This window comes from Naasia aerilata (genome assembly GCF_030296595.1).
Lineage (GTDB): Bacteria > Actinomycetota > Actinomycetes > Actinomycetales > Microbacteriaceae > Naasia > Naasia aerilata.
This window is the reverse complement of record NZ_AP027731.1, coordinates 2,511,534-2,534,586: the sequence shown is the minus strand read 5'-3', so window position 1 is coordinate 2,534,586 and position 23,053 is coordinate 2,511,534. Positions and strand designations below refer to the sequence as shown.

Sequence of the window (23,053 nt, the reverse complement as noted above, 5' to 3'; positions counted from 1 at the left end):
AGGGTTTTGCAGGTGGCCGACGAACTGCGCGAGACGTGGACACCGGCCCACGGTCGCACCACCCCCGACATGTCCCTCTGCTCCCTGCTGAACGAGCGGATGGCGACGCAGGGCGACAGCGTCTTCGCCGAGCGGAAGACCGCGGACGGCACCTTCGAGCGCGTGACCGTCGCCCGCTTCTTCGGCGACATGCTCGGCGTCGCGCGGGGGCTCGCCGCACTCGGCATCGCCCCGGGCGACCGGGTGGGGATCATGGGCGCCACCCGGTACGAGTGGTCGGTGGCCGACTTCGCCGTGCTGTACTGCGGCGCCGTGTCGGTGCCCATCTACCAGACGGCCTCCGCTGAGCAGGTGCGCTGGATCGTCGAGGACTCCGGGGTGCGGCTGATCCTCGCCGAGACGGCCGCCATGGGCGAGCTCGTCGGCCGGTTCGTCGGCGACTCCGCCCTCCAGCGCGTGCTGGTGATCGACGACGGCGCTCTCGAGGAGCTGACCTCCGCCGGCGAGCGGGTGCCGGCCACCGACATCCGCGCTCGGGCCGCTCAGGCGAGCATGGACACGCTCGCGACCCTCGTCTACACCTCGGGCACCACCGGCCGCCCCAAGGGCGTGGAGCTCACTCACGGCAACTTCGTCGAGCACATCGTCAACGGCGTGGACGACCCGAACCTCGGGCCGGTCGTGTCCGGCCAGGAGACGCGGACACTGCTCTTCCTGCCGCTCTCCCACGTCTTCGGCCGGTTCATCAACTTCCTCTGCGTCTACTCCGGCTCCGTTGTCGGCTATGCCCCGGACACCAAGACGCTCGTCGCGGACCTGCAGGCCTTCCGGCCGACCTGGCTGCTCGCGGTGCCGCGCGTGTTCGAGACCTTCTACAACCGCGCGGACCAGCTCTCGGGCACGGGCGCCCGGCACCGCCTGTTCCTCTGGGCCGCCGACGTCGCCCAGCGCTACTCCAGGTCGCTCGACGCCCGCGGACCGTCCCCGGCGCTCCGTGCCCAGCACGCGCTCGCCGACCGGCTCGTGTACCGCCGCATCCGCGCGATCATGGGCGGGCAGGCCACCTACGCGATCTCCGGCGGCGCGCCGCTCGCCGTGTGGCTCGGCCACTTCTTCCGCGGGCTCGGCGTCACGGTCATGGAGGGCTACGGTCTCACCGAGCTCTCCGCCCCCACGGCCGTGAACCGGCCCGGCCTCATCAAGATCGGCAGCGTCGGCGCCCCCTACCCCGGCACGGGCATCCGCATCGCCGACGACGGCGAGATCCTCGTCAGCGGTCCCAACGTCTTCGCCGGCTACCGCAACGACCCGGAGGCCACCGCGGCCGCCTTCGCCGACGGCTGGTTCCTCACCGGTGACTACGGACGGCTCGACGCGGACGGCTACCTGCACATCACCGGCCGCAAGAAGGAGATCATCATCACCGCGGGCGGCAAGAACGTGCAGCCCGCCGCGCTCGAGAACGCGCTGCGCTCCCACCCGGTCATCTCGGAGGCGGTCGTCGTGGGCGACGGCAAGCCGTTCATCGGTGCGCTCCTCGCCCTCGACGAGGAGATGCTGCCCGGCTGGCTCGCGAGCAAGGACCTGCCGCCCCTGACCATCGCGCAGGCGGCGGAGCATCCGTCCGTCCGCGGCGAGCTCGACCGGGCGGTGTCGGCAGCGAACGAGGCGGTCTCGCACGCGGAGGCGATCAAGAAGTACGCCGTTCTCCCCCGCCAGCTGACCGAGCAGGACGGTGAGCTGTCGGCGTCCCTCAAGGTCCGGCGGAAGACCGTGCTCGAGCACTTCCCGGACGCGCTGCGCTCGATCTACGGCTGACCCCGCTCCCGCGTCGAAACCGGCGCGGCCCATTCGACGTACTGAGTAGAAGAACCTTTCCGCCCACCCCCAGGAGATCCCATGCGCACCCTCATCGTCACCGAGTTCGTCTCCCTCGACGGAGTGATGGACTCCCCGGCGGCGGCTCCCACCCGCACGCCGGCTGGACCTTCAAGCAGGTCCCCTTCGTGGCGGAGGCCTACGAGCTCAAAGGCCGCGAGCAGCAGGAGGCGGGCGCCCTGCTGATGGGCCGCGTCAGCTACCAGGACTTCGCCCCGGTGTGGCCGAAGATGGAGGAGTTCGCGGAGTACAACGCCATGCCGAAGTACGTGGTCTCCACCACCCTGACCGAGACTGACCCCGGCTGGAGCGACACGACCATCCTGCGGTCCGTCGACGAGGTCGCCGCGCTGCGGGATGGCGACGGGGCGCCGATCATCCTGCACGGCAGCGCGACCCTCGCGAAGGGGCTCGCCGCCGCCGGGCTCGTCGACCGCTACCACCTGCTCGTGTTCCCGCTGCTGCTCGGCAGCGGCAAGCGGCTGTTCGACGACCGAGCCGACCTCGCGAAGCTCGAGCTCGTGGAGCACGAGGCCTACAGCAACGGCATCCTCAAGGCCGTCTACGACGTCGCGCGGTGACCGTCGACCTCGAGGCCGTCGTCTGGAACGATCCGCGCGCCGTCGCGCTGCGCCGGCTCATGGATGCTGACATGGTGGAGCGCTACGGCGACGGACGGGAGGAGCCGCCGGAGCTGACCCGGAAGCGGGCACGCGCCCTGTCGGTCCGGACGGACGACATCCGGGCGACCCTGCTAGCCGTCCAGGACGACGGTGCCGCGGTCGGGCACATCGCGCTGCGCATGCTCGGGGACGAGTGGGAGGTCAAGCGGCTCATCGTGCTGCCGGTCGCACGGCGAGCGGGAGTGGCCAGGCGCCTCCTGAACGAGGTCGAGGAGATCGCTCGCCGCGGAGGCGGCAGGCGTGTCATCCTGCAGGCGGGCGATCGGCAGCCGGAAGCCGTCGCGCTGTACGAGAGCTCCGGCTACACCCGCATCCCCGTCTACGAGCCCTACGTCGAGACGATGCCGTGGTCGCTCTGCTTCGAGAAGCGGCTCACGAGCGACTGATCGCCGCCCGGCGCCGCCACGGCCAGGAGGACACATGGAGCGCATCACCCGGTTCTCCCGCGAGGGCCTCACCTTCGACGTGACCGACCGCGGGCCGCTCGAAGGCCCCGTCACCCTCCTGCTGCACGGCTTCCCGGCCAGTCGGCGGTCCTGGGACGCCGTCGCTCCGATCCTCGCCGACGCCGGAATGCGCACCCTCGCGTTCGACCAGCGCGGCTACGCCCGGGACGCGCGACCGCGCGGCGTCGGCGCCTACCGGCCGAGGGAGCTGGTGCGGGACGCCGTGGCCCTGGCGGACGCCGCCGGAGCACGGCGCTTCTCGGTGGTGGGGCACGACATGGGCGGTGTGGTCGCGTGGTGGCTGGCCATGGCGGCTCCCCGGCGCGTCGAACGCGTCGCCGTGGTCTCCACGCCGCACCCGCGGGCCTTCGCGCGAGCGCTCGTCAGCTCCGACCAGGCGATCCGCTCGTCCTATATGGCCCTCATCGCGGTTCCGGGACTCGCGGAGCGGGTGCTCCTCCCCGCCTCCCCGGCACCCTCACGGCGATGCGGCTGCCGGAGCGGTACGTGCACGAGTACACGGCGGCGATGAGCGAGCCGGGGGCCCTGACCGGTGCCCTCAACTGGTACCGCGCCCTGGCCCTGCCGGGCGGCGGCACGGCCGGAGGGGACGGCCTCGTGCACGTCCCGACCCGCTACATCTGGGGACGCAAGGACGGCGCCCTGGGCCGGAAGGCGGCTGAGCTCACCGAGCGCTATGTGGCCGCGCCCTATCGCTTCATCGAGCTTGAGGTGGGCCACTGGATCCCCGAGGTGGCACCGGAAGTACTCGCCGCGGAGCTGCTTCGGCCCTGACGCCCCGCTCAGACGCCCTGGGCCGGCTCCCTCGTCACGTACACGACCTCGACGGCCCATTCGGCGTCCTGGTCGGCCGTGATGTACAGCTCCGGCGTCGCCGGCAGGTCGAACTCGTTCCAGAGGGCCGAGCCCACGCTGGAGTCGCCGCAGCTGGACGCCGGGTTCCGGTGGGGATCGGTGCCCCAGGTGAAGCGACCGGGGCTCAGGCAGGTGAACCGCACCTGCAGGCCGGTCGCCTCGGCGGGCGCCGCCTCGAGCGGAACCGTGCCGGACCCGATGCCGCGCTCCTGAATCACGTCGGAGACGGCGATCACGCCGTCCTCCGGGCCGCTCTGCGCCCGCTGGCCGGCCAGCAGCGCGAGGGCCGAGCCGAAGCCGGCGCCGAGGACGAGCCCGACGACCGCGACCCACGCCACGGCCTTGACCCAGGCAGGCCGCCGCGGGGTGAACTCCTCGTCGGCGTCGTCGGGCCGTGCCAGTCCGTCCGGCTCGCCGGGAGCGCGATCCATGCGGTGGGCCTCCTCGCGTGCGGAACGTGTCGGCCCAGTGTCGCATGCCCGTCCGAATCAGGGGTTTCGGACGGTCTACCGTGGAAGCAGGGCGCCAGTGCGCCCGGAGACTCGAACGGACACCGTATGACTGACCAGACCGAGGGCCGCGTCGCGGTCTACATCGACTTCGACAACATCGTCATCTCGCGCTACGACCAGCTCAACGGGAACATGGCGTGGCGCAACGACAACGCGCGCAATGTGATCCCGGCGAAGACCGGCACCGAGGCGACCGCCCGCAAGCTGGCCGAGGCGGAGATCGACGTGGGAGCGATTCTCGACTACGCCTCGTCCTTCGGCACCGTCGCGCTGAGCCGCGCGTACGCGGACTGGTCGGTGCCGGTGAACGCGAGCTACCGGAAGCAGCTCGTCAACCGCGCGGTCGACCTCACCCAGCTCTTCCCCACGACCAAGGCGTTCAAGAACGGCGCCGACATCCGGCTCTCCGTCGACGTGCTGGAGGACCTCTTCCGTCTCCCCGACCTCACCCACGTCGTCATCGTCGCCGGCGACTCGGACTACATCGCGCTCGCCCAGCGCTGCAAGCGGCTCGGCCGCTTCGTGCTCGGCATCGGCGTCTCCGGCCGCACGAGTCCTGCGCTGATCGCGGCCTGCGACCACTTCGAGATGTACGACGCCATCCCGGGCATCACCGACCCGGAGCCGCGTGAGGACGCCGTGGAGGACGCGGTCGACGAGCCCGCCGTCGAGGAGGCCCCTCCGGCCGAGCCGCCGTCGCTCACCCTGCCCACCTTCGTCGCCCCCGTCGAGGAGGCGCCGGCCACCGCAAAGATGTCGGATCGGGCCGCGAGCCGTCTGCTGGTCCGCGCGCTCGAGCTCCTCGCCGCCAAGGACGACGACGAGTGGAAGAACGCCGCCTCGGTGAAGTCGCAGATCCGCCGCCTCGACCCGTCCTTCAATGAGCGGACGCTCGGCTACAAGAGCTTCACGGAGTTCGTGAAGTCACGGAACAGCCTCGCCGAGATGCGCACCGAGGGATCCGAGCGGCTCGTCCGCCTGCGCTGACCTCAGCCGACGCGGCTCTCCGCCGAAGGATCCCCGACGATCGCGAGCCCGCGCAGGCCGAGCGTGCGCTGCTGGGCGCTGAGCGACTCCAGCAGGCGGCTGTTCGTGGCCTCGATGTGCGCCGCGACCAGCGCCGCGGCCGTTCCGGCGTCGCGCGAGGCGACCGCCTGCAGTATCCGACGGTGCTCGCGCCACGCCTGCTCGCGGGATGCGGCCGTGCGCACCTCGAGCCATCGGGTGCGCTCCAGCCGCACCATCGACGTGCCGACGCCGTCGGCGAGGAGCGGGTTGCCGGACAGGCGGGCGAGCTCGACGTGGAAGTCCGCGCCCGCACGGACGCCGTCCTGCTCGTCCCCACTCGGCTTCGAAGCCTCGAGGAGCGCGCCGAGAGCGGCGACGTCCTCGTCGGACGCCGTGGCGACCGCGAGCCGAACGCCCGCTGTCTCGACGGCCTCCCGGTACTGGGCCACGGCATTGATCTCCGCGAGGTCGATCGGGGCCACCCTCCAGCCGCGCCCGTCGCGCTGCACGAGGCCCTCCGTCTCCAGCCGCATCAGGGCGGCGCGAGCGGGCGTGCGCGAGGCCCCGAATGCCGCCTCGAGGCCACGCTCGGTGAGGCGCTCACCGGGCATCAGCTCGAGGCTGAGCACTGACCTTCGCAGCTTGCCGTAGAGCTGAGCCGTCTGCGATGAAGCGTCCACGACCGGCCCGATCCCTTCGTTCGACGGCTCCCTCGATTGGTATACCGTGCTGGTATACCAAGACTAGCGGGAGGAGCGACGATGACGGCAACGGCTGCGGCGCCGCGGGCGGAGCGGATGCCGAACGCGCGTCGCGCGTGGACGGCGCTCACCCTCGGGACACTGGCCCAGACGGCAGCGACCGTGTTCGTCACCACGCCCGCCTTCCTCCTCCCCTCCTGCACACCGAGCGCGGGCTGCCGCTGGCGCAGGCCGGCCTGCTCGCCTCGGCACCCAACCTCGGGCTCGTGTTCACGCTGATCGCCTGGGGCGCGCTGGCCGATCGCATCGGCGAGAAGTGGGTGATCGTGGCGGGCCTCGCCCTCACCGCGCTGGCTTCGGCGGGCGTGCTGCTCGCGGACGGCACCAGGCAGGCCGGCTATGTCGCCCTGGGGGCGTGCTTCCTGCTCGGCGGGATGGCGGCGGCGAGCACGAGCGCGGCGAGCGGCCGGATCGTCGTCGGCTGGTTCCCCAAGAACCGGCGGGGCCTGGTCATGGGCATCCGGCAGATGTGCCAGCCGCTCGGCACGACGATCGCCGCCGTCACCGTGCCGTCGGCCGCTCAGGCGGGCATCGGCGCCGCGCTGCTCGTGCCGCTGGTCGCCACGGCGGTGCTCGCGGCGGCCTGCGCGCTGTGGGTTGTGAACCCGCCGCGCCCGGCTCCGGCGGTCGACGCCTCCTCCCCGCGGGCGACAACCCCTACCGGTCGTCCGGATTCCTCTGGCGGATCCACGTCGTCTCCATGCTGCTGGTCGTGCCGCAGTACACGCTCGCGCTCTTCGGGCTCGTCTGGCTGGTCGCCGAGCTCGGCTGGACGCCGCTCGCCGCGGGCATCCTGGTCGGCGGATCTCAGTTCGCGGGAGCGATCGGCCGGATCGGGGTCGGGATGCTGAGCGACCGGGTCGGCAGCCGCGTCCGCCCGCTGCGCTGGGTGTCGGTCACCGCCTGTGGCGTGATGCTCCTGCTCGCCGCCTTCGACGCCGCGCACTGGGGTCCCGCGGCCGCCGCGCTGCTCGTGATCGCGACCACGGTGTCGGTCGCCGACAACGGTCTCGCCTTCACCTCGGTCGCGGAGGCGGCCGGACCGCGCTGGGCGGGGCGCGCGCTCGGCACCCAGAACACCGGGCAGTTCGTGGCGGCCGCGGCGGTCGGACCGGTCGTGGGCGGGCTGATCGGCCTGCTCGGCTACCCGCTCGCGTTCGCCGCCGTGGCTCTCGCGCCCGCCATCGCGACCCCGATCATCCCGGGCAGGGCGGACGAGCACGACCGCCTCTGACCTTGCCCGGTCGCCGGGCGTCCCGGCTCAGCTGCGAGGGGGCGGCGTTCCGTCGAGGGCGTCGCCCGGGCCGCCCTTCAGCTCCAGCGTGATCTGGTCGGCGTCGAGGTTGGCGAGAGCGCTCTGCAGCAGGTCGGCGCTGAAGGCGCCGTCGTCACGGGCGTTGAGGAGTGCCCGACGCTGGGCGGCGATCACCATCACCGCCGCCTGCTTCCCGACGCGAGCGGACGCATCGCCGCCCGGCCGGTCTTCCTGCGCGCGGGCGGCGGCCTCGTCGAGCAGCGCCATGAGCCGCGCGCGCTCGTCGTCGGAGGAGAGGTCGGGCAGCGCGGGCTTCACCCAGCCCACCACCGCGGCGAGCGTGCCGCCCTGGAGCAGCAGCGAGGCCGCGGCGACCATGAAGGCGATGAGCACCAGAAGCGAGCGGTTGGGGGTGTCGGCGGGCAGGGTCTGGGCGGCGGCGACCGTGATCGCGCCGCGCATCCCGGCCCACACGACGACCGTGCCTTCGCGCCAGCCGAGGGGCGCGGCGAGGAAGTAGTCGATGTCGCCCAGCATGCGCCGCACGCGGGTCGACAGCCGCTCGGCGTCGTGCCTGGTGACGCGGCGCGGCCGCCGGCCTCCGAACTGCTCCAGCGCCGTCCCGCGCGTCTCCGGATCCGAGAGCCGGTCGTGCAGGGACTGCACCCGATCTTTGACGAGGGCGCCCCGCTTCGCCCGCCGGTGCAAGCCGACCAGCAGTGGGGCGACGTACGCGGTGCGCACCACGACGGTGAGCAGGAGCGCCAGAGCCGCGATGCCGAGCGCGCGCAGGAAGCCGAGGTCGTCCTTCTCCGCGGCCTCCACGAAGCCGTACAGCTCGAGGCCCATGAGGAGGAACACGGCTCCCTCCAGGATGAGCTCGATCGCCCGCCACACCTGGACGTCCGAGAGCCGATGCTGCGGCGACAGCACCCTCGGCGCGCCTCGCCCGGTGACGAGACCGGCCGCCACGGCGGCGACGAGTCCCGACGCCCCGAGCAGCTCGGCCGGGATGGAAGCCAGGAAGGGCACGGTGAACGAGATCACCGTGTTCACGGTGGCGTCGGGCACCCGCGCCCGGACCCAGAGGTTGAGCCGGCCCACGGCGTATCCGATGAGCACCGCGACGACGACGGCGAAAACGAAGCTGCCCGCGACGGCCGGCAGGGATACGGAGGCGGCCGCACCCGCGATCGCAGAGCGCAGCAGCACGAGGGCGGTGGCGTCGTTGAGCAGGCTCTCGCCTTCGAGGAGCGCCACGATGCGCCCGGAGACACCCAGCCGCTTGACGATCGAGGTGGCGACCGCATCCGTGGGGCTGACGATGGCGCCGAGCGCGATGCCCCAGGCCAGACCGAGACCGGGGATCAGGGCTGCGAAGACCACGCCGAGGATCACGGAGCTGAGGATCACGAGCACGACGGACAGTCCCCCGATGGCCCCGAACTCGCGGCGGAAGTCCATGGCGGGCAGGGACACGGACGCCGAGTAGAGGAGGGGCGGCAGGATGCCCGCGAGCACCAGCTCGGGTTCGATCTCGATGGCGGGCACGAAGGGCAGGAAGCTGATCGCGATGCCGAGGACGACGAGCAGGAGCGGGGCCGCGATGTTGAAGCGGGGCGCGAGCGCGGTGGCGGCGGCGATGACGAGGAGGCCGAGCACGCCGATGACGAGGACGCCGATGACCAGCTGCTCCATGCGCCTCCCTCCCCGCTGGTCAGGGTATCGGAGCGTGGGTGGCCGGTTCGTACGGACGGCCCCGGGGTCCTCTACGGCGGGGCCGGTCGGCTGCCGAGGCCCCTCGCTGTCGGCGAGCCCGGAGAGCAGGGGCGAGCCGCTGCGCAAGCAAACGCTCGAAGATCTGGTGGGTGCGGGGCGGCGCGGGAGCTACGGGAGTCGCGGCCGGTCGACGGGCCGGGGCCGCTGAGTCGCATCGACCCAGGGCGGCGGGATGAGATGTCGTGCCCCGTGGATGACCCGGAGCTCCCATCCGTCGTTGTCGAATCTTCGATGGTGGTAAGGGCAGAGCAGCGCCCCGGCGGCGAGATCGGTCCGGCCGCCTCGTGCCCAGCCGGTCAGGTGCGCGGCCTCGCATCGGGAGGGCGGCTCGAGGCACGCCCACCACACGCAGCCGCCGTCCCGGACGGCCATCGCCAGGCGCTGCGCCTGCGAGAACAGCCGCCGGGCTCGGCCCAGGTCGAGGGGCTCGGACTCGCCGCCGAGCACGACGGGGATGATCTTGGCGTCGCAGGCCAGCCTCCTGGCCGTGGCTGCGCTGATGGGAGCGTCGACCCCGTCGATCGTCGCGGCGCCTATCCCGCTCTCCAGTGCCTCCAGCGGGATGTGCACCACGACGGTGACGGGCGTACCCGACACGTCGCCGTCGTCGGCTTTGAGGCTGTCGCGGCAGATGGACTGCAGAGCGTCGAGGCGCTTCTGCTCGAGCGTGCGGGTGTCCTCGAGCGCCCGATCCTGTTCCGGATCGTCCTCATCGGCGAAGACGACCGCTCGGCGGGGCGCCGTTCTAGCATCGAGAGCGGCGGTGAGGAAGCCGGCGGCCTCGGGGTGGGCGTCGATGATCCAGCGGAGCAGCCCATCCCGTCGGTGGACGATCTTGAAGCCGGACTTGGCTCGCAGCTCCTCCTCCCGCAGCTCGGCCCCCTCCGGGTCGAAGACGTCGGGAATCGCCCGGCACAGCGCCGAGAGGTCGGCGAACGAGAGGATCCGGGCCTGGGCGATCAGGTGCTCCTCGAGGCCGGCCAGCCGCTCAGGCTCCGCGTGCGGTACGACCGCCTCGAGGGCTCCGAGGATGACGCGGGCCTCATGGACGGCGACCTCTCCCCCATCGACCGCAGAGGAGAGTGCAGGCCATCGACTGGGAAGCGGCTCTCCGGTGAGGCTCTCCCGGTCGACGAGTTCGGCGCCGACTCTGCACCAGTCGGCGGCCCGGCCGAGAGGAACGTCGGCCACCCGGGCGACAAGCGCGGCCGCGGTGCGATCTCCCAGTTGCCGGGCGAGCGGCTCGACGGCATCGCGGTCCGACCGCTTGGCGATCTCCCCTGCTGCGCGCATGAGGGTGGCCTCCGCCATCCGGAGGTTGCGGCCGGCGGTCTCCACGATCTCGAGGAGCGTCGACCCGCTGGCCCCGGCGAGGAGGCGACTGAGCGAGTCCTCCGCCTCACCCCACGGCAATCCGCTCACGCGCCGGGCGAGGCGGTCAGCCTGCTCGAGGAGCGCATCCGTGGGGAGGTTCATGCGGCCATTGTGCCCGCACCCACTGACACCGCCGACACTCAGATGCCCTGATCAGCCGCCCTGTTAGCAATTCGCCGAAGTATTTTCTGTGGAGGGAGACGGGCTTCTCATCCAGCCCGCAGCCGCTCCAGTGCGGCGAGCATGCGCTCACCGTCCTCGACGTCGTAGAAGCCGAAGCGCTGCCCCCGGCCGAACCAGTCCATCCCGGTGTTGCTGTAGTCGATGGGGTAGGTGCTCTGGCCGAGCGAAACCGACACGTGGCTCCTGTCCCGGGCACGGCGAACCTGCATGGGCTCGGTACGGGCAGGCGAGTCGGCCATGGCCTGACCCGTCACGGACAGGGCCCGCATATCGGTGACCGCGTACGCGGTGGCGGCCTTGCGGCGCCTCTTGTAGACGAAGCGCCCGAGCACGAAGTAGAGGCCGATGAGCACGAAGACCCCGCCGAAGAGGAGGAAGAACACCGGCGCGCCGGACTCGATGACGCTCGCCTCCCAGAAGACCGCGAAGGCCAGCCACACGATACTGAAGGGCACCAGGAGGGCATCGATGGGCGCGAATGTCACGGCCGGGTCGGGGCGTCCGTGCCAGAGCACCTTCTCCCCGGGACGCAGGTACGGGCGCAGTACGGTCATCGGGTCATCCACGGGGGTCAACCTATCTGCGCGTCCCTCCTCGGCATCCTCCCCAATCCGGGGAGGCCGGGAAGTGACGCCCACCCTCAGGTGAGGACGCCCTCTCGGGTCACAGCGTGGCCGCGTAGTCCGGGACGTAGAGGTGCAGCTCCCGAGGCGGCCTCTGATAGTCGGCGGCCTTCGGGCGCGGCGGGATGACGACCTTCTCCGGCTCACGGGCCTCGTATTCCACCTGCGAGAGCAGGTGGCTGATGGCGTTCAGCCGGGACGCCCGCTTGTCGTCGCTCTCGATGGTCCACCAGCGGGCTTCAGGGAGATCGGTGGCGCTGAACATGGCGTCCTTCGCCCGCGAGTAGTCCTCCCACTTCACGATCGATGCGAGGTCCGTCTCGGACAGCTTCCAGCGGCGCATCGGGTCGTGGAGTCGCGACTTGAACCGCTTCTCCTGCTCCTTGTCCGAGACCGAGAACCAGTACTTGATCAGGATGATCCCATCCTCGACGAGCATCCGCTCGAAGACCGGCGTCTGCTTCAGGAACAGGTCGTACTGCTCCTGGGTGCAGTACTCCATCACCCGCTCGACACCCGCCCTGTTGTACCAGGACCGATCCATGAGGACGATCTCGCCGGCGGCAGGCAGGCGCTCGATGTACCGCTGGAAGTACCACTGCCCGCGCTCGCGCTCGCTCGGCGCCGGCAGGGCGACCACCCGGGCCGACCGCGGGTTCAGGTACTGCACCACCCGCTTGATGGCTCCGCCCTTCCCTGCCGCGTCGCGCCCTTCGAAGATGACGACGACGCGCGCCCCCGTCTCCACGATCCACTGCTGCATGCGGACGAGCTCAACCTGGAGACGCTCGAGCTCTGCCTCGTAGATGTCCTTCGGGACGCGCCGCCCGGCCTTCTGCGGGGCTTTCGCCTTCGTCTTCGCCTTCGCCATGGGGGCCGGTCCTCTCCCGATCACGACACATCCGCGCCGCTGCCTGACCGGTGTCGAGCTCTCCTCCGGCCTGCCACAGGCTACGCGAGTCCGCCCGTACGCCCGTCCCATCGGGCGGGCGAGCCCGGGCCCAGCGCATGCGCCGTTCGTCCACTTCGGCTCGCGGGAGTCGCCGATCGCACCTGCGGCCTCTGCGCCGGCGACCCTCACGTGAGGATGTTGACCGCCCGCGAGATGACGAGCGCCAGCACGATGAACGCGGTCAGCGCCTGGTACGCCATCAGGAGCTTCGCCCGCGCGGAGAGCGGCATGACGTCGGTGGGGCTGAACGCCATCATGTTGCTCAGCGAGAAGTAGGCGTAGTCGAGGAACTCCGGCGACCACTTGGCCGCGTCGTCCTTGTCCTCCTGCTGCGGGAACCGGAAGTCGACGGTCGCGTCGTCACGCACTCCGAGCGATCGGCGGGCGACCGGTCCCCCGCGATCGATCTCCCAGTACACGAGCGCGAACGCGATCACGTTGGTCCCCCACACCTGCAGGGTGGTGAGCAGAACCTCGGCGCCCTGAGCCCGGCCTTGCAGCAGCTCGCGGATGGTGAGGACCAGGGTGATCTGGTTCGCCACGGTGAGCAGGACGGCGAGGCCGATCGACATCGCCCGCGACCAGGTCGTCTCGCGCGACAGCCGCCGCGGGTTGAGCACGACGAGCGGGACCAGGAGCAGCAGGCAGAGAGTCGGGATGACCCACGCCGGCAGGAAGTGCACGCCGCCCGGCAGCAGCAGGTAGAGCAGCAGGGCGATCACGACGGCGAGGGCCTGTGGCCACCGGCGCTCGGCCTGGCGGGGGGCATGGTTCACGGCGCGAGCCTAGGGCCGATCCGAGCCCGCTCCGCGCCGACGCCCGGGACGCCCTACAGCGGCTTCCGCATCTCGATCTCGAGCTCGCGCGGGTCGAGCGGGTACGGCTTGGTCCGTCCCGTCTCCACGAACCCCCGCTTGGCGTAGAAGGCACGAGCGCGCGCGTTGTCCTCGTGTACGTCGAGAAGGAGTCCGGGACCCTTCGTCCGAGCCCAGTCCTCGATGGCGACGAGCAGGGCGTCGGTCACGCCCGCCGCCGTGCCGCGCACGTCCGGCGAGACGTACACGGCGAGCAGGAAGGGATCGGGCGTATCCGCGAAGAGCCGCGAGCTCATGGTGCCGACCCAGCGCCCGTCGTCGAGGATCGCCGCGAGGCTGATCACGTCCTCCGTCAGGCCGTTGCGCGCCCGCATCTGCCAGAAGCTGTCGGGATGCGCCTCGGCCATCTCGATCGTCTCGAGGAACGCCTTCGGGGTGTCGGCGAGCATCTCGAGGCGCAGCGCCTTGACGTTCCGCCAGTCCTCCGCGACCAGGTGGCGCACGGTGAAGCGTGGAGCGGTCATGCTCCGACCCTACGGTCCGCCGCCGTCACCGACGAGCGATCACCCACGCAGCCGCGTCGGCCGGGAGCATGCCCTCCTTCACGGCGGCAGAGGCGAGGACCACCTCTCCGTCGGGCAGCCGCGCGGGCCGCCCGCCCATCGCGACCGCGATGGTGACCCCACCGTCGCGGCGGCACAGGAGGAGTCCGTCGTCGACGCTCCAGTGCGCCGCCTGGTCAGCCCGCAGGGTGCCGGCACGCAGCAGTCGTCTCCTCAGGTCGGCCGCGGTGCGGAACAGCTGCAGCGTCGACTCCGGATCCCTCTCCTGCACCTCCACGGCGAAGCGTCCCCAGTCGCCGGGCTGCGGCAGCCACGGCGTTGCCGCGCCGGCGGACGACGAGAACCCGTGCGCGCGCTCGGCGCTCTCGGTCCACGGCAGCGGCACGCGGACGCCGTCCCGGGACACCCCTCCGCGAGACCACATCGGATCGCGCCGCGCCTCGACCGGCACGTCGACCTCGGGGAGCCCGAGCTCCTGCCCCTGGAACACGTACGCCGACCCGGGCAGGCCGAGCAGCGCGACGATCGCCGCGCGCGCCCGCCGCTGCCCGGCCTCTCCCCCGCCGAAGCGGGTGACGGCCCGGACGACGTCGTGGTTCTCGAGCGCCCAGGTGGGCACGGAGCCGTGCTCGCGGCGTACGCGCTCCAGGTCCTCGCCGACCTGCCGCCACGCGTCGGCGTCCCAGCCGACGTGGGTGAAGGCGAAGGCGAACGCCTGATGCAGCTCGTCCGGCCGCGTGTACCGCGCGGCGCGGTCGGGTGCCAGGTTCACCTCGCCGACGAGGACGCGGGGCGGCACGTACTCGTCCGCGATGCGCCGCCAGCGCCGGTACACGTCGTGCACCTCCTCCCGGTCCCGCGCCAGAGGGTTGGTGCGCAGCCCGTCGATTCGGGCCGGGACCTCGCCGACGTCGGGCAGCCCCACTGCCTTGAACAGCCCGTGTGCGACGTCGATGCGCACGCCGTTGACCCCGCGGTCGAGCCAGAACCGGAGGACACCCTCGAAGTACTCGCCGACAGCCGGGTTCCGCCAGTTCCAGTCCGGCTGGGCGGGCGAGAAGAGGTGCAGGTACCAGTCGATGTCGGTGCTGGAGTCCGGAGCGACCCGCGTCCAAGCCGGTCCGCCGAACACGCTCGGCCAGTCGTTGGGCGGCATCCCGCACGGCTTCCCCTGGGCGAAGTGGAACAGTTCCCGGGCGGGCGATCCTGGCCCATCCTCGACCGCCTGCCGGAAGAGCGGATGCGCGGTCGAGGCGTGATTGGGCACCACATCCACGATGATCCGGATGCCGCGCCAGTGCGCTGCGTCGAGCAGCTCGTCGAGATCGCCGAGGGAGCCGAAGAGCGGATCGACGTCGCAGTAGTCGCTGACGTCGTACCCCTGGTCGACCTGGGGCGAGTGCATGAACGGCGTCAGCCAGATGCCGTCGACCCCCAGCGAGGACAAATACGGGAGCCGGTCGATCACTCCGCGGAGGTCGCCGACCCCGTTGCCGTCGGCGTCGGCGAATGACCGCGGGTAGACCTCGTAGATCAGCGCGCTCTGCCACCAGGCCGCCGAGTCGGTGTCGCTCAGGGCAGGTACCCGAGCGCGCGGGCCTCCCGCAGAGCGGCGAGGTCGAAGGTCCACACGTTGGTGCGAATCGGGTTCCCCGGCGGGTACTCGTCGTCCTCCTCGCCGCGGAAGGAGAAGCCGGCGCGGGCGCACACCGCGTTCGAGGCGGCGTTGTCGACGCGGGGGTTGGCGACGAGCAGCGTGCGGTCGCCGTGCTCGGCGGCGTCGGGGGTGAGGAGCTCCAGCGCCCGGACGGCGTAGCCGCGCCCCTGGAACTCGGGCCGCACGGCCCAGCCCGCCTCCTGCACGGGCTGGTCATGCCACTCGCCGTACCACCAGTTGATGATGCCGACCGCGGGATGGTCGTCCGCGGCGATCCGGAAGATCCGCGCCTGGCCCTCGCGCGCGAGCCTCTGGTACTTCTCGTGGCGCTGCTGCAGCTTCTCGGGCGACTCCGGGCCGCCGAGATACGCCGTCATCTCCGGCGAGTTCAGCGCCTCCAGCAGCGGGAAGTCGTCGGCGGAGTACGGATGCAGGGTCAGCACACTGCGACCCTAGGCATCCGGGGCCCGGGGCGTCGACCTCGTCACCTCTGAACGGCAGAGCGGACGGCGGCCGGGGTCATCCGCCGGCCGCCGCCGCCCCTCCGTCCGCTGGGGTGCTCCGCGTCAGACGGAGGCCAGGGTCCGCGAGTCCGTGCCGATCGCGGCGGCCTCGAGGATCATCTCGGTGACCTCGTCCGGGTGCGAGATCATCGCGACGTGGGACGCTTGGATCTCCCGGAACGTGCCGCCGGTCCGCCTGCCCATCTCGCGCTCCGCCTCCACCGGGATGGTGCGGTCGCTCGTCGAGGCGAGATACCAGGTGGGCTTCTCCGCCCAGGCCGGCTTGCCGGACGGGGCTCCGAAGGTCGCGAGTGCAGCCCCGCGCTGGGACGCCCCCATGTACAGAGCCTGCTCCTCGGGCAGATCGGCGCAGAACAGGTCGTGGAACCAGGCGGGGTCGATGTACGCGTCCGCGTTGCCCTCCCCGAGTTCGGGAAAGGCCGGATCACGAGATGGTCGACGAGGAGGAACGGGCCGCTGCCGAGCTGCCCGGCCGTCTGCACGCTCTCGCCCTCGGCGAGGGCGAAGCCGTTGATGTAGACGAGCGCCTTCACGCTGTCCAAGCCGGTCGCGGCGTTGGTGATGACCGCCCCGCCGTAGGAGTGGGCGACGAGGATGATCGGCCCCTCGATGGTCTCGAGGAACGACCGGATGTACGCGGCGTCGCCCGCGAGGTCGCGGAGCGGGTTGGCCGGCGCGCAGGAGGTGTACCCCTTCGCCGCCAGGCGGGTGATCACACCGGACCACCCGGAGGCGTCCGCGAACGAGCCGTGCACGAGCACGATGGTGGGCTTCGACGACGTTGCGTCCGACATGCGCATCTTCTTCCGAGCTGACGCGTTCCGAGCGTCCCTCCGGCCCAGGGGCTGCCGCGGTGGCGCGGGAACGTGGATGGGGAGCGCCGGCCGACGGTCTGCGCTCGGTGAACGCGGCAACGCTACGGCGGCGAGGTCCCGGAGGTCTTGCGCGAGCCTGCACAGTTCCCGGTCCGTCTCCCCGCAGGGAACGCCGGGCGGCAGGCGGCGACGCCGGGCCGCCGCTCATCCACCGGCGCCGGTACGCTCGCGCCATGGGGCATCCCGTCCGCAACGTCCACCGGCGGACCATCCCGGCGTCACCGGGCGCGGTGGGCGCGGTTCTGGATACGCTCGCCTCGCCGGGCGACCTCCTCTGGCCGTGGGAGGAATGGCCGCCGGTGCGCTTCGATCGCCCCCTCCAGCCGGGAGCGGCCGGCGGACACGGGCCCATCCGGTACACCGTCGAGCTCTACCGGCCGGGATCCGAGCTGCGCTGCACATTCACCGGGCCCCGCGGGGTCGACGGCTGGCACCGGTTCGCCGTGACCGAAGGAGACCGCCCGGGGACGAGTGAGCTCGTCCACGAGCTCGTCGTCGTCACGTCCGGACTCGCCCGGCTCAGCTGGCCCTTCGCCTTCCGGGCGCTGCACAACGCGCTCATCGAGGACGCGCTCGCCAAGGCCGCGCGCCACTTCGGCTCGACCGCACCGCCCCACCGCGCGTGGACGCCGTGGGTGCGGCTGCTGCGCCGCCTGCCCGCCTAGCCGATCTCGGCCGCGAGATCGCGGTAGAACGGCCGGAACCCGAAGCGCTGGTACAGGTCCATGGCCCGGTCGTTGCCCTCGACGACCCCGATCGTCCAGAACCGGATGCCCTGCTCCACGAGCGCGGCCTTGCAGGCGTCGAGGAGCAGCGATCCGACGCCCGCGCCGCGTGCCTGCGCGGCGACGACGAGCGAGTCGATGTGACCGAGGCGCGGCATGTCGAAGGTGCGCGTGCTCGAGTCGAGCTGGCACATCAGGTAGCCGACGAGGTCTCCGCCGGCGGCGCGGGCGAGCAGCAGGAGCCCGTTGCCGGCCTCGAACCAGGTCCGGTACTCCTTCGCGGTGGCTTCCCAGGAGCGTCCGTCCTCGTTGACGGGCAGGGCGCCGTCGATCACGGCGCGGTGGTGGGTGAGCATCTCGACCCACAGCGGCCCCAGCGCCTCGATGTCCTCGAGCGTGCCCTGCTCGACCGTCACATCCATCCGCTCATTCTGAGGAGGAGCAGCCGGCTTCCGGAAATCGAGCCGACGGCCTTCCTAGACTGCCGCCATGCCGGACACGACGCCCCCGCACGACGAGGGACCGCTGACGACGCCGGACGGCCGCTACATCGTCGTGCGCGGACGGCTCTGGCGAACGGCGAACCCGGCGCTCGCTCCCGAGCAGCGGGACGCCCTGGTGCACGAGCTCATGGACGCCCGCCGGACGAAGAAGAGCGTGAAGGGCACGGAGGATGCCGCCGCCTACGCGGCCGCCCGGGACCGGGTGGATGCGGCCAAGCACGGCCTCGGTGAGCGGGGTCCGGTGTGGTGGACCGACGGCGCGCCCGACTACAACCGCAAGCTCGCCAAGAACACGCCATACGCCGAGTGGTTCGCCGGCCTGGATGGCGGGAGCGACGCCGGCCGCTGAGCTGCGCGCCTCGGCTCGGCGTCTGTCAGTCGCCGATCTCGTGGGCGCGCCGGGCGCTGCGCCGGCTGGGACCGCTGCGGTGTCTGCCCGGCTGCGTGTCCGTCGCGTCGTGCTCGCTGGGGGCGTCGGACGAGGCAGCCATCGTGCCTGTCCCGGCATCGTCTGCGGCCCGATGCGACGCAACGCCCGCCGGGGAGACACGGGCCGGCAAATCCGGCTGCACCGGACCGGGCTGGTGCTGAGGCGGGGCCGATGCGACGATCTCGCGCTCGGCCGGCGGGGAGGGCATCCGCAGCTCGTCCTCGAGCGCGCCGAGCCAGGCGACGGCCCGTCTCCGACGAGCCTGCTGCTTCGCAACCCACCACATGGGGCCGAGAAGGATTACCAAGACCAGAACGGCGACCACGCCGTAGGCAGTCCAAGGCTCCACAATGATCCTGCTTGTGTTCGCCAGGGCGGCGAACACCGAGATGCCAAGAGCGCTGATGGCGAGGGCAGCCGACCACGAATCGCCGGCCGCGCGTGCCCTGAGCTCCGCGAGCACCTCGACCTGGACCTCGCGCGGCTCCTGCGCGAAGGCGACGGCGTCGCCCTGCACCGGGCGCGCCGCTCCGTCGACCAGATAGCGGCGCGCCCGCTCCGTCACCTCCGCTTTGGCCATACAGCCAGGGTATTCGCCGGATCGGGCGGTTCCCAGAGGCGCCGCCGCCGTTCGCCGCGATGCCGTACAGCTGCCGACGCGTCCGCAGGTCCCGCGACCGCCCCTACGGAGCCGCTCCCCCGGCGCCACCCCCTGCCCGCCCCGCCCCCGCCTCCGCCAAGATCGAGGCATGCCTCTCTCCCCCGAGCTGCTCGAACTGACGAAGAAGTACCGGATCTCCACCTCGTTCGACGACTGGCAGGGTCGCACCGTCGAGGTGCCCGAGGAGACGGTCCGGGCGATCCTCACCGCCATGGGCGCCGAGGAGGGGAAGCGCACACCCCTGGTGCGCCGATCGAGTCCCCGGACTTCCTCGGCCTCCCCGCATCGGTGACCGCGCGGCAGTCGTGGGGCTTCGCGGTCCAGCTCTACAGCTCCCGCTCGCGTCGGTCCTGGGGCATCGGCGACCTCGGCGACCTCGCCACCCTCGCGACCTGGTCGGCGGGCCTCGGGGCGAGCTACATCCTGGTGAACCCGCTGCACGCCGCCGAGCCCGTCGCGCCGGTGCAGCCCTCGCCCTATCTGCCGTCCTCCCGGCGGTTCTGGAACCCGCTGTACATCCGCGTCGAGGACGTGCCCGAGTACGCGGGCCTCGACGATGAGGAGCGCGCGGGCATCGACGCCCTCGCTGCCGAGCTCCGCGAGGAGCTGGCCGGGAAGGACCTCCTCGACCGGGACGCGTCCTGGACCGCGAAGCGTGCCGCGCTCGAGCTCCTCCACCGGGCGCCGCGGTCCGCCGAGCGCGAGGTCGCCTACCAGGCGTTCAAGGAGGCGCAGGGCGAGTCGCTCGAGCGGTTCGCGACCTGGAACATCCTCTCGATCGTGCACGGCAACGACTACCGGGAGTGGCCGGAGGAGCTGCGCGACGCGTCGGGAGAGGCCGCCGCGCGCTACGCGGCCGAGCACGAGGCCGAGCTCGACTTCGAGATGTGGCTGCAGTGGGTCCTCGACGAGCAGCTGGAGGCCGCACAGGCTGCCGCGAAGAGTGCCGGAATGACGATCGGCATCGTGCACGACCTCGCCGTCGGGGTGCATCCGGGAGGCGCCGACGCGTGGCGGAACCGCCACGTCTACGCCCAGGGCATCCGGGTCGGTGCGCCGCCGGACGCCTTCAACCAGATGGGGCAGGACTGGCAGCAGCCGCCGTGGCGTCCGGACCGGCTCGCCGAGAGCGGGTACGCGCCGCTGCGCGACCTCCTCCGCAACGTGCTCAAGCATGCGGGCGGCGTCCGCATCGACCACATCATCGGCCTGTTCCGGCTCTGGTGGATCCCGGAGGGCGCCTCCCCCGCGGCCGGAACCTACGCCCGCTACGACCACGAGGCGATGATCGGCGTGCTCGCCGCCGAGGCGGAGCGCGCCGGCGCGGTGGTCGTCGGCGAGGACCTGGGCGTGGTCGAGCCGTCCGCCCGCGAGTACCTCAAGGAGCGCGGCGTGCTCGGCACGTCGATCCTCTGGTTCGAGCGCGACGGGGACGGCAAGGTGCTGCCCGCGGAGAGGTGGCGGGAGCTGTGCCTCGCCTCCGTGACCACCCACGACCTGCCGCCCACCAACGGCTACCTGGACGGCGTGCACGTCGAGCTGCGCGACCGGCTCGGGCTCCTCACGCGCCCCATCGAGGAGGAGGCCGAGGCGGACCGGAAGGATCGCGAGAGCTGGATGCAGGAGCTCCGCGGGCGCGGCCTGATCGGAGAGCACGCGACGAACGAGGAGATCATCGTCGCGCTCCACCGCTACCTGACGTTCGCCCCGTCACGGCTGCTCAACGTGGCGCTGACCGACGCGATCGGCGACCGCCGGACGCAGAACCAGCCGGGCACCGACGAGAGCCAGTACCCGAACTGGCGCATCCCGCTGTCCGGACCCGACGAGAAGCCGGTGCTGCTCGACGACGTCCTCGGCTCCGAGCGCGTCGCGGCCGTCGCTCGAGCGCTCGGGAGCTCGCAGGGCCACCCGCTGCACGGCCCCCGGAGATCGAGGAGGACGAGAACGTCCCGCCCCGGCCCGAGGAGGAGATCGCCGACGAGCTGCGGGCTCAACCCGACGTCACCGACCACGGACACCCCGCGCGGTAGCGCGCGAGGCCCGAGACCCGGACCGCGGAGGGGCGACTTGCCGAAAAATCCCGCTATGGGCGCTCCAAAGCGGGACTTTTCGGCAAGTCGGGTTGGGAGCTACGCCCGCTTGGAGCGCATGGCCTTCGTGTGCGCGAGGGAGGCGTCCGCCCGGAGCCGCTCGTACTCCTCCGAGCCGAGCGGGTACGCCGCGACCCGGCCCTCGGCGTCGTGGTGCGTGCCCCAGCCGTAGCGCTTGCCGAGCGGCGAGGAGCGGAGGCAGGCCTGCCCCTTCGAGAAGAAGCGCTCGCGGGCCTCGTCCCGCTCCTCGGGCGGGATGCCGGCGCGCTCCGCGTACACCTGGAAGAGCACCTCGTCCGAGGTGAACTCGTACGGGTGTCCGGCGATCAGCTCGTAGTGCATGGTCGCGATCGTCTTGGCATCGGCCTTGGCTGCGGGCGCCTCGGCGACCGTGACCGGGCAGTCATCGGCGACCTCGATGAAGGTGTCGAAGTAGTTCGTCGTGTGCATCGCGCTCCCGGCGATCCTGCTCATCGCGCCACGTCCTTCCGCCGCCGCTGCTCGGCCGGCGGTGTCCATCCTCCGCCGAACCTCCGACACCGGTCCAGTTCGCCGCTGCCGCGGCTCGTCGATCGTCAGCCGCGTGTGCCACCCAGTCGCGCGAGGAGCCTCGCGAACGCCTGCTGCTCCGCCTCGAGCGCGCCGAAGAAGCGCCGGTCCGCAGCCTCGACGGCGGCGTTGGCGCGGTTCGCGAGATCCGCCCCCTCGTCCGTGACGGTCAGCGCCCGCGCGCGGGCATCGGTGGGATGCGCGGAGCGCGCGACGAGTCCCTTGGCCTCGAGTGCCCGGAGCACCTGCGAGGTCATCATGGGGTCGGTGCGCGCGTGGTCCGCCAGCGCCCGCTGCGTCACCGGCCCGTCGGCGCGGAGCCAGGTCAGCGACGCGAGCAGGACGAACTGGACGTGAGTCAGATCGAACGGCCGCAGCGCCTCGCGCATCGCGGACTGCCAGGCGTTCGTCACCCGCCAGAGCAGCAGTCCGGGGCTCTGCTCCGCCTCGGCGAACTCGGAGCGCAGACCGCTCGCTTCCGAGGTCACGACCGCAGCCCCATCGCGGCGCGGAGCACCTCGACGTCCTCGAGCTCGAGCGGCACGAGCCCCCTCCGCAGCTGGTAGCCCCAGTTGGGTGACGCGGTGAGGCGCAGCCGGTCCTTGACCGCTTCGAGCGGGACGGGAGTCGCCGCGGCGTACTCGACCCGGCGGCGGAAGGGGTGGAAAGTCCCCTCGTCGGCTTGCCAGATCTCCTCGTCGGGGAGGACGCCGAGAGCGGTGAACTGTCGCAGCGGCTCCCTGTCGCCGAGCCGCTCCACGGACGAGTAGTACACGAAGGTGTCGCCGGCGCGCATGCGCGCCAGGCCGCCCCGCTTCCCGTGCCCGACCTGCGCGATCCCCTTGGACACGGCGTACCGCACGTGCTCGGCGGACACCACGCCCAGCCAGGCGCTCATGCCCGCTCCACCAGGGCGACGAGACGGTCGAGGTCGGCCTGGGCGGTCTGGCGGAACCCGCCGCCCATCACCTTCGCCCAGATGCGCCCGAGGGGACCCTCTACCCAGACCCGCACGCGCAGGGCGGACCCGGACGGGGTCGGCTCGACGAGGTGCTGGAACAGCAGCCGGGCGCCGGGCAGGAGCGACGTGTCGGTGTACTCCCGGCCGGGCTCGCAGGCGCTCACGAAGAACCGCACCTTCGGCCCGCCCTTGGGCTTGAGCACTCCCCGCGTGCCGACCCGCACCGGCGTCCCCACCTTCACCCACTCCGTATCCGGCGACCAGGACGACCAGGACGCGTGATCGACCCAGCGCGCGAAGAACGCGTCAGGCGAGGCGGTGGACGAGGCGGCGCCGGTGGCGAGTTCGATCATGCCGGTTAGTATGC

The 23,053-nt window shown here is 71.9% G+C and carries 28 protein-coding genes and 1 pseudogene; 12 read left to right on the top strand and 17 right to left on the bottom strand.

Annotated features, from left to right (window positions below):
- The first annotated feature begins 12 nt into the window (after positions 1 to 12).
- The 5 genes from QUE51_RS13280 to QUE51_RS13260 all read left to right on the top strand — a co-directional run bounded on the left by QUE51_RS13280 (position 13) and on the right by QUE51_RS13260 (position 3,802).
- On the top strand, positions 13 to 1,818 hold the full coding sequence (locus QUE51_RS13280) for an AMP-dependent synthetase/ligase (protein ID WP_350226664.1): 1,806 nt from the start codon (positions 13 to 15) through the stop codon (positions 1,816 to 1,818).
- 188 nt (positions 1,819 to 2,006) lie between these two features.
- Positions 2,007 to 2,459: a dihydrofolate reductase family protein gene (locus QUE51_RS13275; protein WP_350226663.1), complete on the top strand. Its 453-nt coding sequence runs from the start codon at positions 2,007 to 2,009 to the stop codon at positions 2,457 to 2,459.
- On the top strand, positions 2,456 to 2,947 hold the full coding sequence (locus QUE51_RS13270) for a GNAT family N-acetyltransferase (protein ID WP_286276839.1): 492 nt from the start codon (positions 2,456 to 2,458) through the stop codon (positions 2,945 to 2,947). Before QUE51_RS13275 ends, QUE51_RS13270 begins: the two co-directional genes overlap by 4 nt.
- Before the next feature lie 34 nt (positions 2,948 to 2,981).
- A complete protein-coding gene (locus QUE51_RS13265) occupies positions 2,982 to 3,539 on the top strand; it encodes an alpha/beta fold hydrolase (RefSeq protein WP_286276838.1) in 558 nt (185 codons plus the stop codon).
- Positions 3,536 to 3,802: an alpha/beta fold hydrolase gene (locus QUE51_RS13260; protein ID WP_286276837.1), complete on the top strand. Its 267-nt coding sequence runs from the start codon at positions 3,536 to 3,538 to the stop codon at positions 3,800 to 3,802. Before QUE51_RS13265 ends, QUE51_RS13260 begins: the two co-directional genes overlap by 4 nt.
- A gap of 8 nt (positions 3,803 to 3,810) precedes the next feature.
- Here the strand turns inward: QUE51_RS13260 and QUE51_RS13255 are convergent, their stop codons facing one another.
- The gene (locus tag QUE51_RS13255; RefSeq protein WP_286276836.1) at positions 3,811 to 4,314 is read right to left on the bottom strand and encodes a hypothetical protein; all 504 of its coding nucleotides are present in this window, start codon (positions 4,312 to 4,314) and stop codon (positions 3,811 to 3,813) included.
- A gap of 126 nt (positions 4,315 to 4,440) precedes the next feature.
- Between QUE51_RS13255 and QUE51_RS13250 the strand changes: the two genes are divergently transcribed.
- Positions 4,441 to 5,382: an NYN domain-containing protein gene (locus tag QUE51_RS13250; protein WP_286276835.1), complete on the top strand. Its 942-nt coding sequence runs from the start codon at positions 4,441 to 4,443 to the stop codon at positions 5,380 to 5,382.
- A 2-nt stretch (positions 5,383 to 5,384) separates the two neighbouring features.
- Here QUE51_RS13250 and QUE51_RS13245 read toward each other — a convergent pair whose 3' ends face one another.
- Positions 5,385 to 6,083 (bottom strand): GntR family transcriptional regulator, encoded by a 699-nt coding sequence (locus QUE51_RS13245; protein ID WP_286276834.1) that lies wholly within the window; start codon positions 6,081 to 6,083, stop codon positions 5,385 to 5,387.
- Positions 6,084 to 6,220: 137 nt separating this feature from the next.
- Here QUE51_RS13245 and QUE51_RS13240 point away from each other — a divergent pair, with 137 nt between their 5' ends.
- Complete coding sequence (locus QUE51_RS13240; RefSeq protein ID WP_286276833.1) at positions 6,221 to 7,015, top strand: MFS transporter; 795 nt, start codon at positions 6,221 to 6,223, stop codon at positions 7,013 to 7,015.
- Complete coding sequence (locus QUE51_RS13235; protein WP_286279390.1) at positions 6,916 to 7,398, top strand: MFS transporter; 483 nt, start codon at positions 6,916 to 6,918, stop codon at positions 7,396 to 7,398. Before QUE51_RS13240 ends, QUE51_RS13235 begins: the two co-directional genes overlap by 100 nt.
- Before the next feature lie 27 nt (positions 7,399 to 7,425).
- Here the strand turns inward: QUE51_RS13235 and QUE51_RS13230 are convergent, their stop codons facing one another.
- The 9 genes from QUE51_RS13230 to QUE51_RS18230 all read right to left on the bottom strand — a co-directional run bounded on the left by QUE51_RS13230 (position 7,426) and on the right by QUE51_RS18230 (position 16,683).
- Entirely contained in the window at positions 7,426 to 9,117 is a 1,692-nt protein-coding gene (locus QUE51_RS13230; protein WP_286276830.1) for a cation:proton antiporter, read from the bottom strand.
- Between the two features lie 189 nt (positions 9,118 to 9,306).
- A complete protein-coding gene (locus tag QUE51_RS13225) occupies positions 9,307 to 10,674 on the bottom strand; it encodes an HNH endonuclease signature motif containing protein (protein ID WP_286276829.1) in 1,368 nt (455 codons plus the stop codon).
- 107 nt (positions 10,675 to 10,781) lie between these two features.
- Complete coding sequence (locus QUE51_RS13220; RefSeq protein WP_286276828.1) at positions 10,782 to 11,309, bottom strand: hypothetical protein; 528 nt, start codon at positions 11,307 to 11,309, stop codon at positions 10,782 to 10,784.
- A gap of 109 nt (positions 11,310 to 11,418) precedes the next feature.
- A complete protein-coding gene (ppk2, locus tag QUE51_RS13215; protein ID WP_286276826.1) occupies positions 11,419 to 12,249 on the bottom strand; it encodes a polyphosphate kinase 2 in 831 nt (276 codons plus the stop codon).
- 206 nt (positions 12,250 to 12,455) lie between these two features.
- Positions 12,456 to 13,106, bottom strand: coding sequence for a DUF1345 domain-containing protein (locus QUE51_RS13210; protein WP_286276825.1), 651 nt, complete (start codon positions 13,104 to 13,106; stop codon positions 12,456 to 12,458).
- A 53-nt stretch (positions 13,107 to 13,159) separates the two neighbouring features.
- The gene (locus tag QUE51_RS13205; RefSeq protein WP_286276824.1) at positions 13,160 to 13,669 is read right to left on the bottom strand and encodes a GNAT family N-acetyltransferase; all 510 of its coding nucleotides are present in this window, start codon (positions 13,667 to 13,669) and stop codon (positions 13,160 to 13,162) included.
- A gap of 25 nt (positions 13,670 to 13,694) precedes the next feature.
- The gene (locus QUE51_RS13200) at positions 13,695 to 15,338 is read right to left on the bottom strand and encodes an alpha-amylase family glycosyl hydrolase (protein ID WP_286276823.1); all 1,644 of its coding nucleotides are present in this window, start codon (positions 15,336 to 15,338) and stop codon (positions 13,695 to 13,697) included.
- Positions 15,281 to 15,808, bottom strand: a complete 528-nt coding sequence (locus tag QUE51_RS13195; RefSeq protein WP_286276822.1) for a GNAT family N-acetyltransferase — start codon at positions 15,806 to 15,808, stop codon at positions 15,281 to 15,283. Before QUE51_RS13195 ends, QUE51_RS13200 begins: the two co-directional genes overlap by 58 nt.
- A 206-nt stretch (positions 15,809 to 16,014) precedes the next feature.
- Entirely contained in the window at positions 16,015 to 16,683 is a 669-nt protein-coding gene (locus tag QUE51_RS18230) for an alpha/beta fold hydrolase (protein ID WP_350226662.1), read from the bottom strand.
- A gap of 254 nt (positions 16,684 to 16,937) precedes the next feature.
- Between QUE51_RS18230 and QUE51_RS13185 the strand changes: the two genes are divergently transcribed.
- Complete coding sequence (locus tag QUE51_RS13185) at positions 16,938 to 17,429, top strand: hypothetical protein (protein ID WP_286276820.1); 492 nt, start codon at positions 16,938 to 16,940, stop codon at positions 17,427 to 17,429.
- Here the strand turns inward: QUE51_RS13185 and QUE51_RS13180 are convergent.
- Positions 17,426 to 17,911 (bottom strand): GNAT family N-acetyltransferase, encoded by a 486-nt coding sequence (locus tag QUE51_RS13180; RefSeq protein WP_286276819.1) that lies wholly within the window; start codon positions 17,909 to 17,911, stop codon positions 17,426 to 17,428. The genes QUE51_RS13185 and QUE51_RS13180 overlap by 4 nt on opposite strands.
- A 67-nt stretch (positions 17,912 to 17,978) precedes the next feature.
- On the opposite strand from QUE51_RS13180, the gene QUE51_RS13175 reads away from it, so the two are divergent.
- Positions 17,979 to 18,341, top strand: a complete 363-nt coding sequence (locus QUE51_RS13175) for a biopolymer transporter Tol (RefSeq protein ID WP_286276818.1) — start codon at positions 17,979 to 17,981, stop codon at positions 18,339 to 18,341.
- Between the two features lie 25 nt (positions 18,342 to 18,366).
- Here QUE51_RS13175 and QUE51_RS13170 read toward each other — a convergent pair whose 3' ends face one another.
- Positions 18,367 to 19,002, bottom strand: a complete 636-nt coding sequence (locus QUE51_RS13170; RefSeq protein WP_286276817.1) for a hypothetical protein — start codon at positions 19,000 to 19,002, stop codon at positions 18,367 to 18,369.
- Positions 19,003 to 19,171: 169 nt separating this feature from the next.
- Between QUE51_RS13170 and QUE51_RS13165 the strand changes: the two genes are divergently transcribed.
- Together QUE51_RS13165 and malQ are read left to right on the top strand one after the other, a co-directional pair.
- Complete coding sequence (locus tag QUE51_RS13165; RefSeq protein WP_286276816.1) at positions 19,172 to 19,375, top strand: hypothetical protein; 204 nt, start codon at positions 19,172 to 19,174, stop codon at positions 19,373 to 19,375.
- A pseudogene (gene malQ / locus QUE51_RS13160) lies at positions 19,372 to 20,889 on the top strand (4-alpha-glucanotransferase); the annotation flags it as partial. The gene QUE51_RS13165 and the pseudogene malQ, both read left to right, overlap by 4 nt.
- A 326-nt stretch (positions 20,890 to 21,215) precedes the next feature.
- Here the strand turns inward: malQ and QUE51_RS13155 are convergent.
- The 4 genes from QUE51_RS13155 to QUE51_RS13140 all read right to left on the bottom strand — a co-directional run bounded on the left by QUE51_RS13155 (position 21,216) and on the right by QUE51_RS13140 (position 23,039).
- On the bottom strand, positions 21,216 to 21,650 hold the full coding sequence (locus QUE51_RS13155) for a DUF6157 family protein (protein WP_286276815.1): 435 nt from the start codon (positions 21,648 to 21,650) through the stop codon (positions 21,216 to 21,218).
- Between the two features lie 101 nt (positions 21,651 to 21,751).
- A complete protein-coding gene (locus QUE51_RS13150; RefSeq protein WP_286276814.1) occupies positions 21,752 to 22,213 on the bottom strand; it encodes a MarR family winged helix-turn-helix transcriptional regulator in 462 nt (153 codons plus the stop codon).
- Positions 22,210 to 22,623 carry an EVE domain-containing protein gene (locus QUE51_RS13145; protein WP_286276813.1) on the bottom strand — a complete coding sequence of 138 codons (414 nt, stop codon included), beginning with the start codon at positions 22,621 to 22,623 and terminating at the stop codon, positions 22,210 to 22,212. Before QUE51_RS13145 ends, QUE51_RS13150 begins: the two co-directional genes overlap by 4 nt.
- Positions 22,620 to 23,039 (bottom strand): SRPBCC family protein, encoded by a 420-nt coding sequence (locus QUE51_RS13140; protein ID WP_286276812.1) that lies wholly within the window; start codon positions 23,037 to 23,039, stop codon positions 22,620 to 22,622. The genes QUE51_RS13145 and QUE51_RS13140 overlap by 4 nt, the downstream gene beginning before the upstream one ends.
- Positions 23,040 to 23,053: the final 14 nt, after the last annotated feature.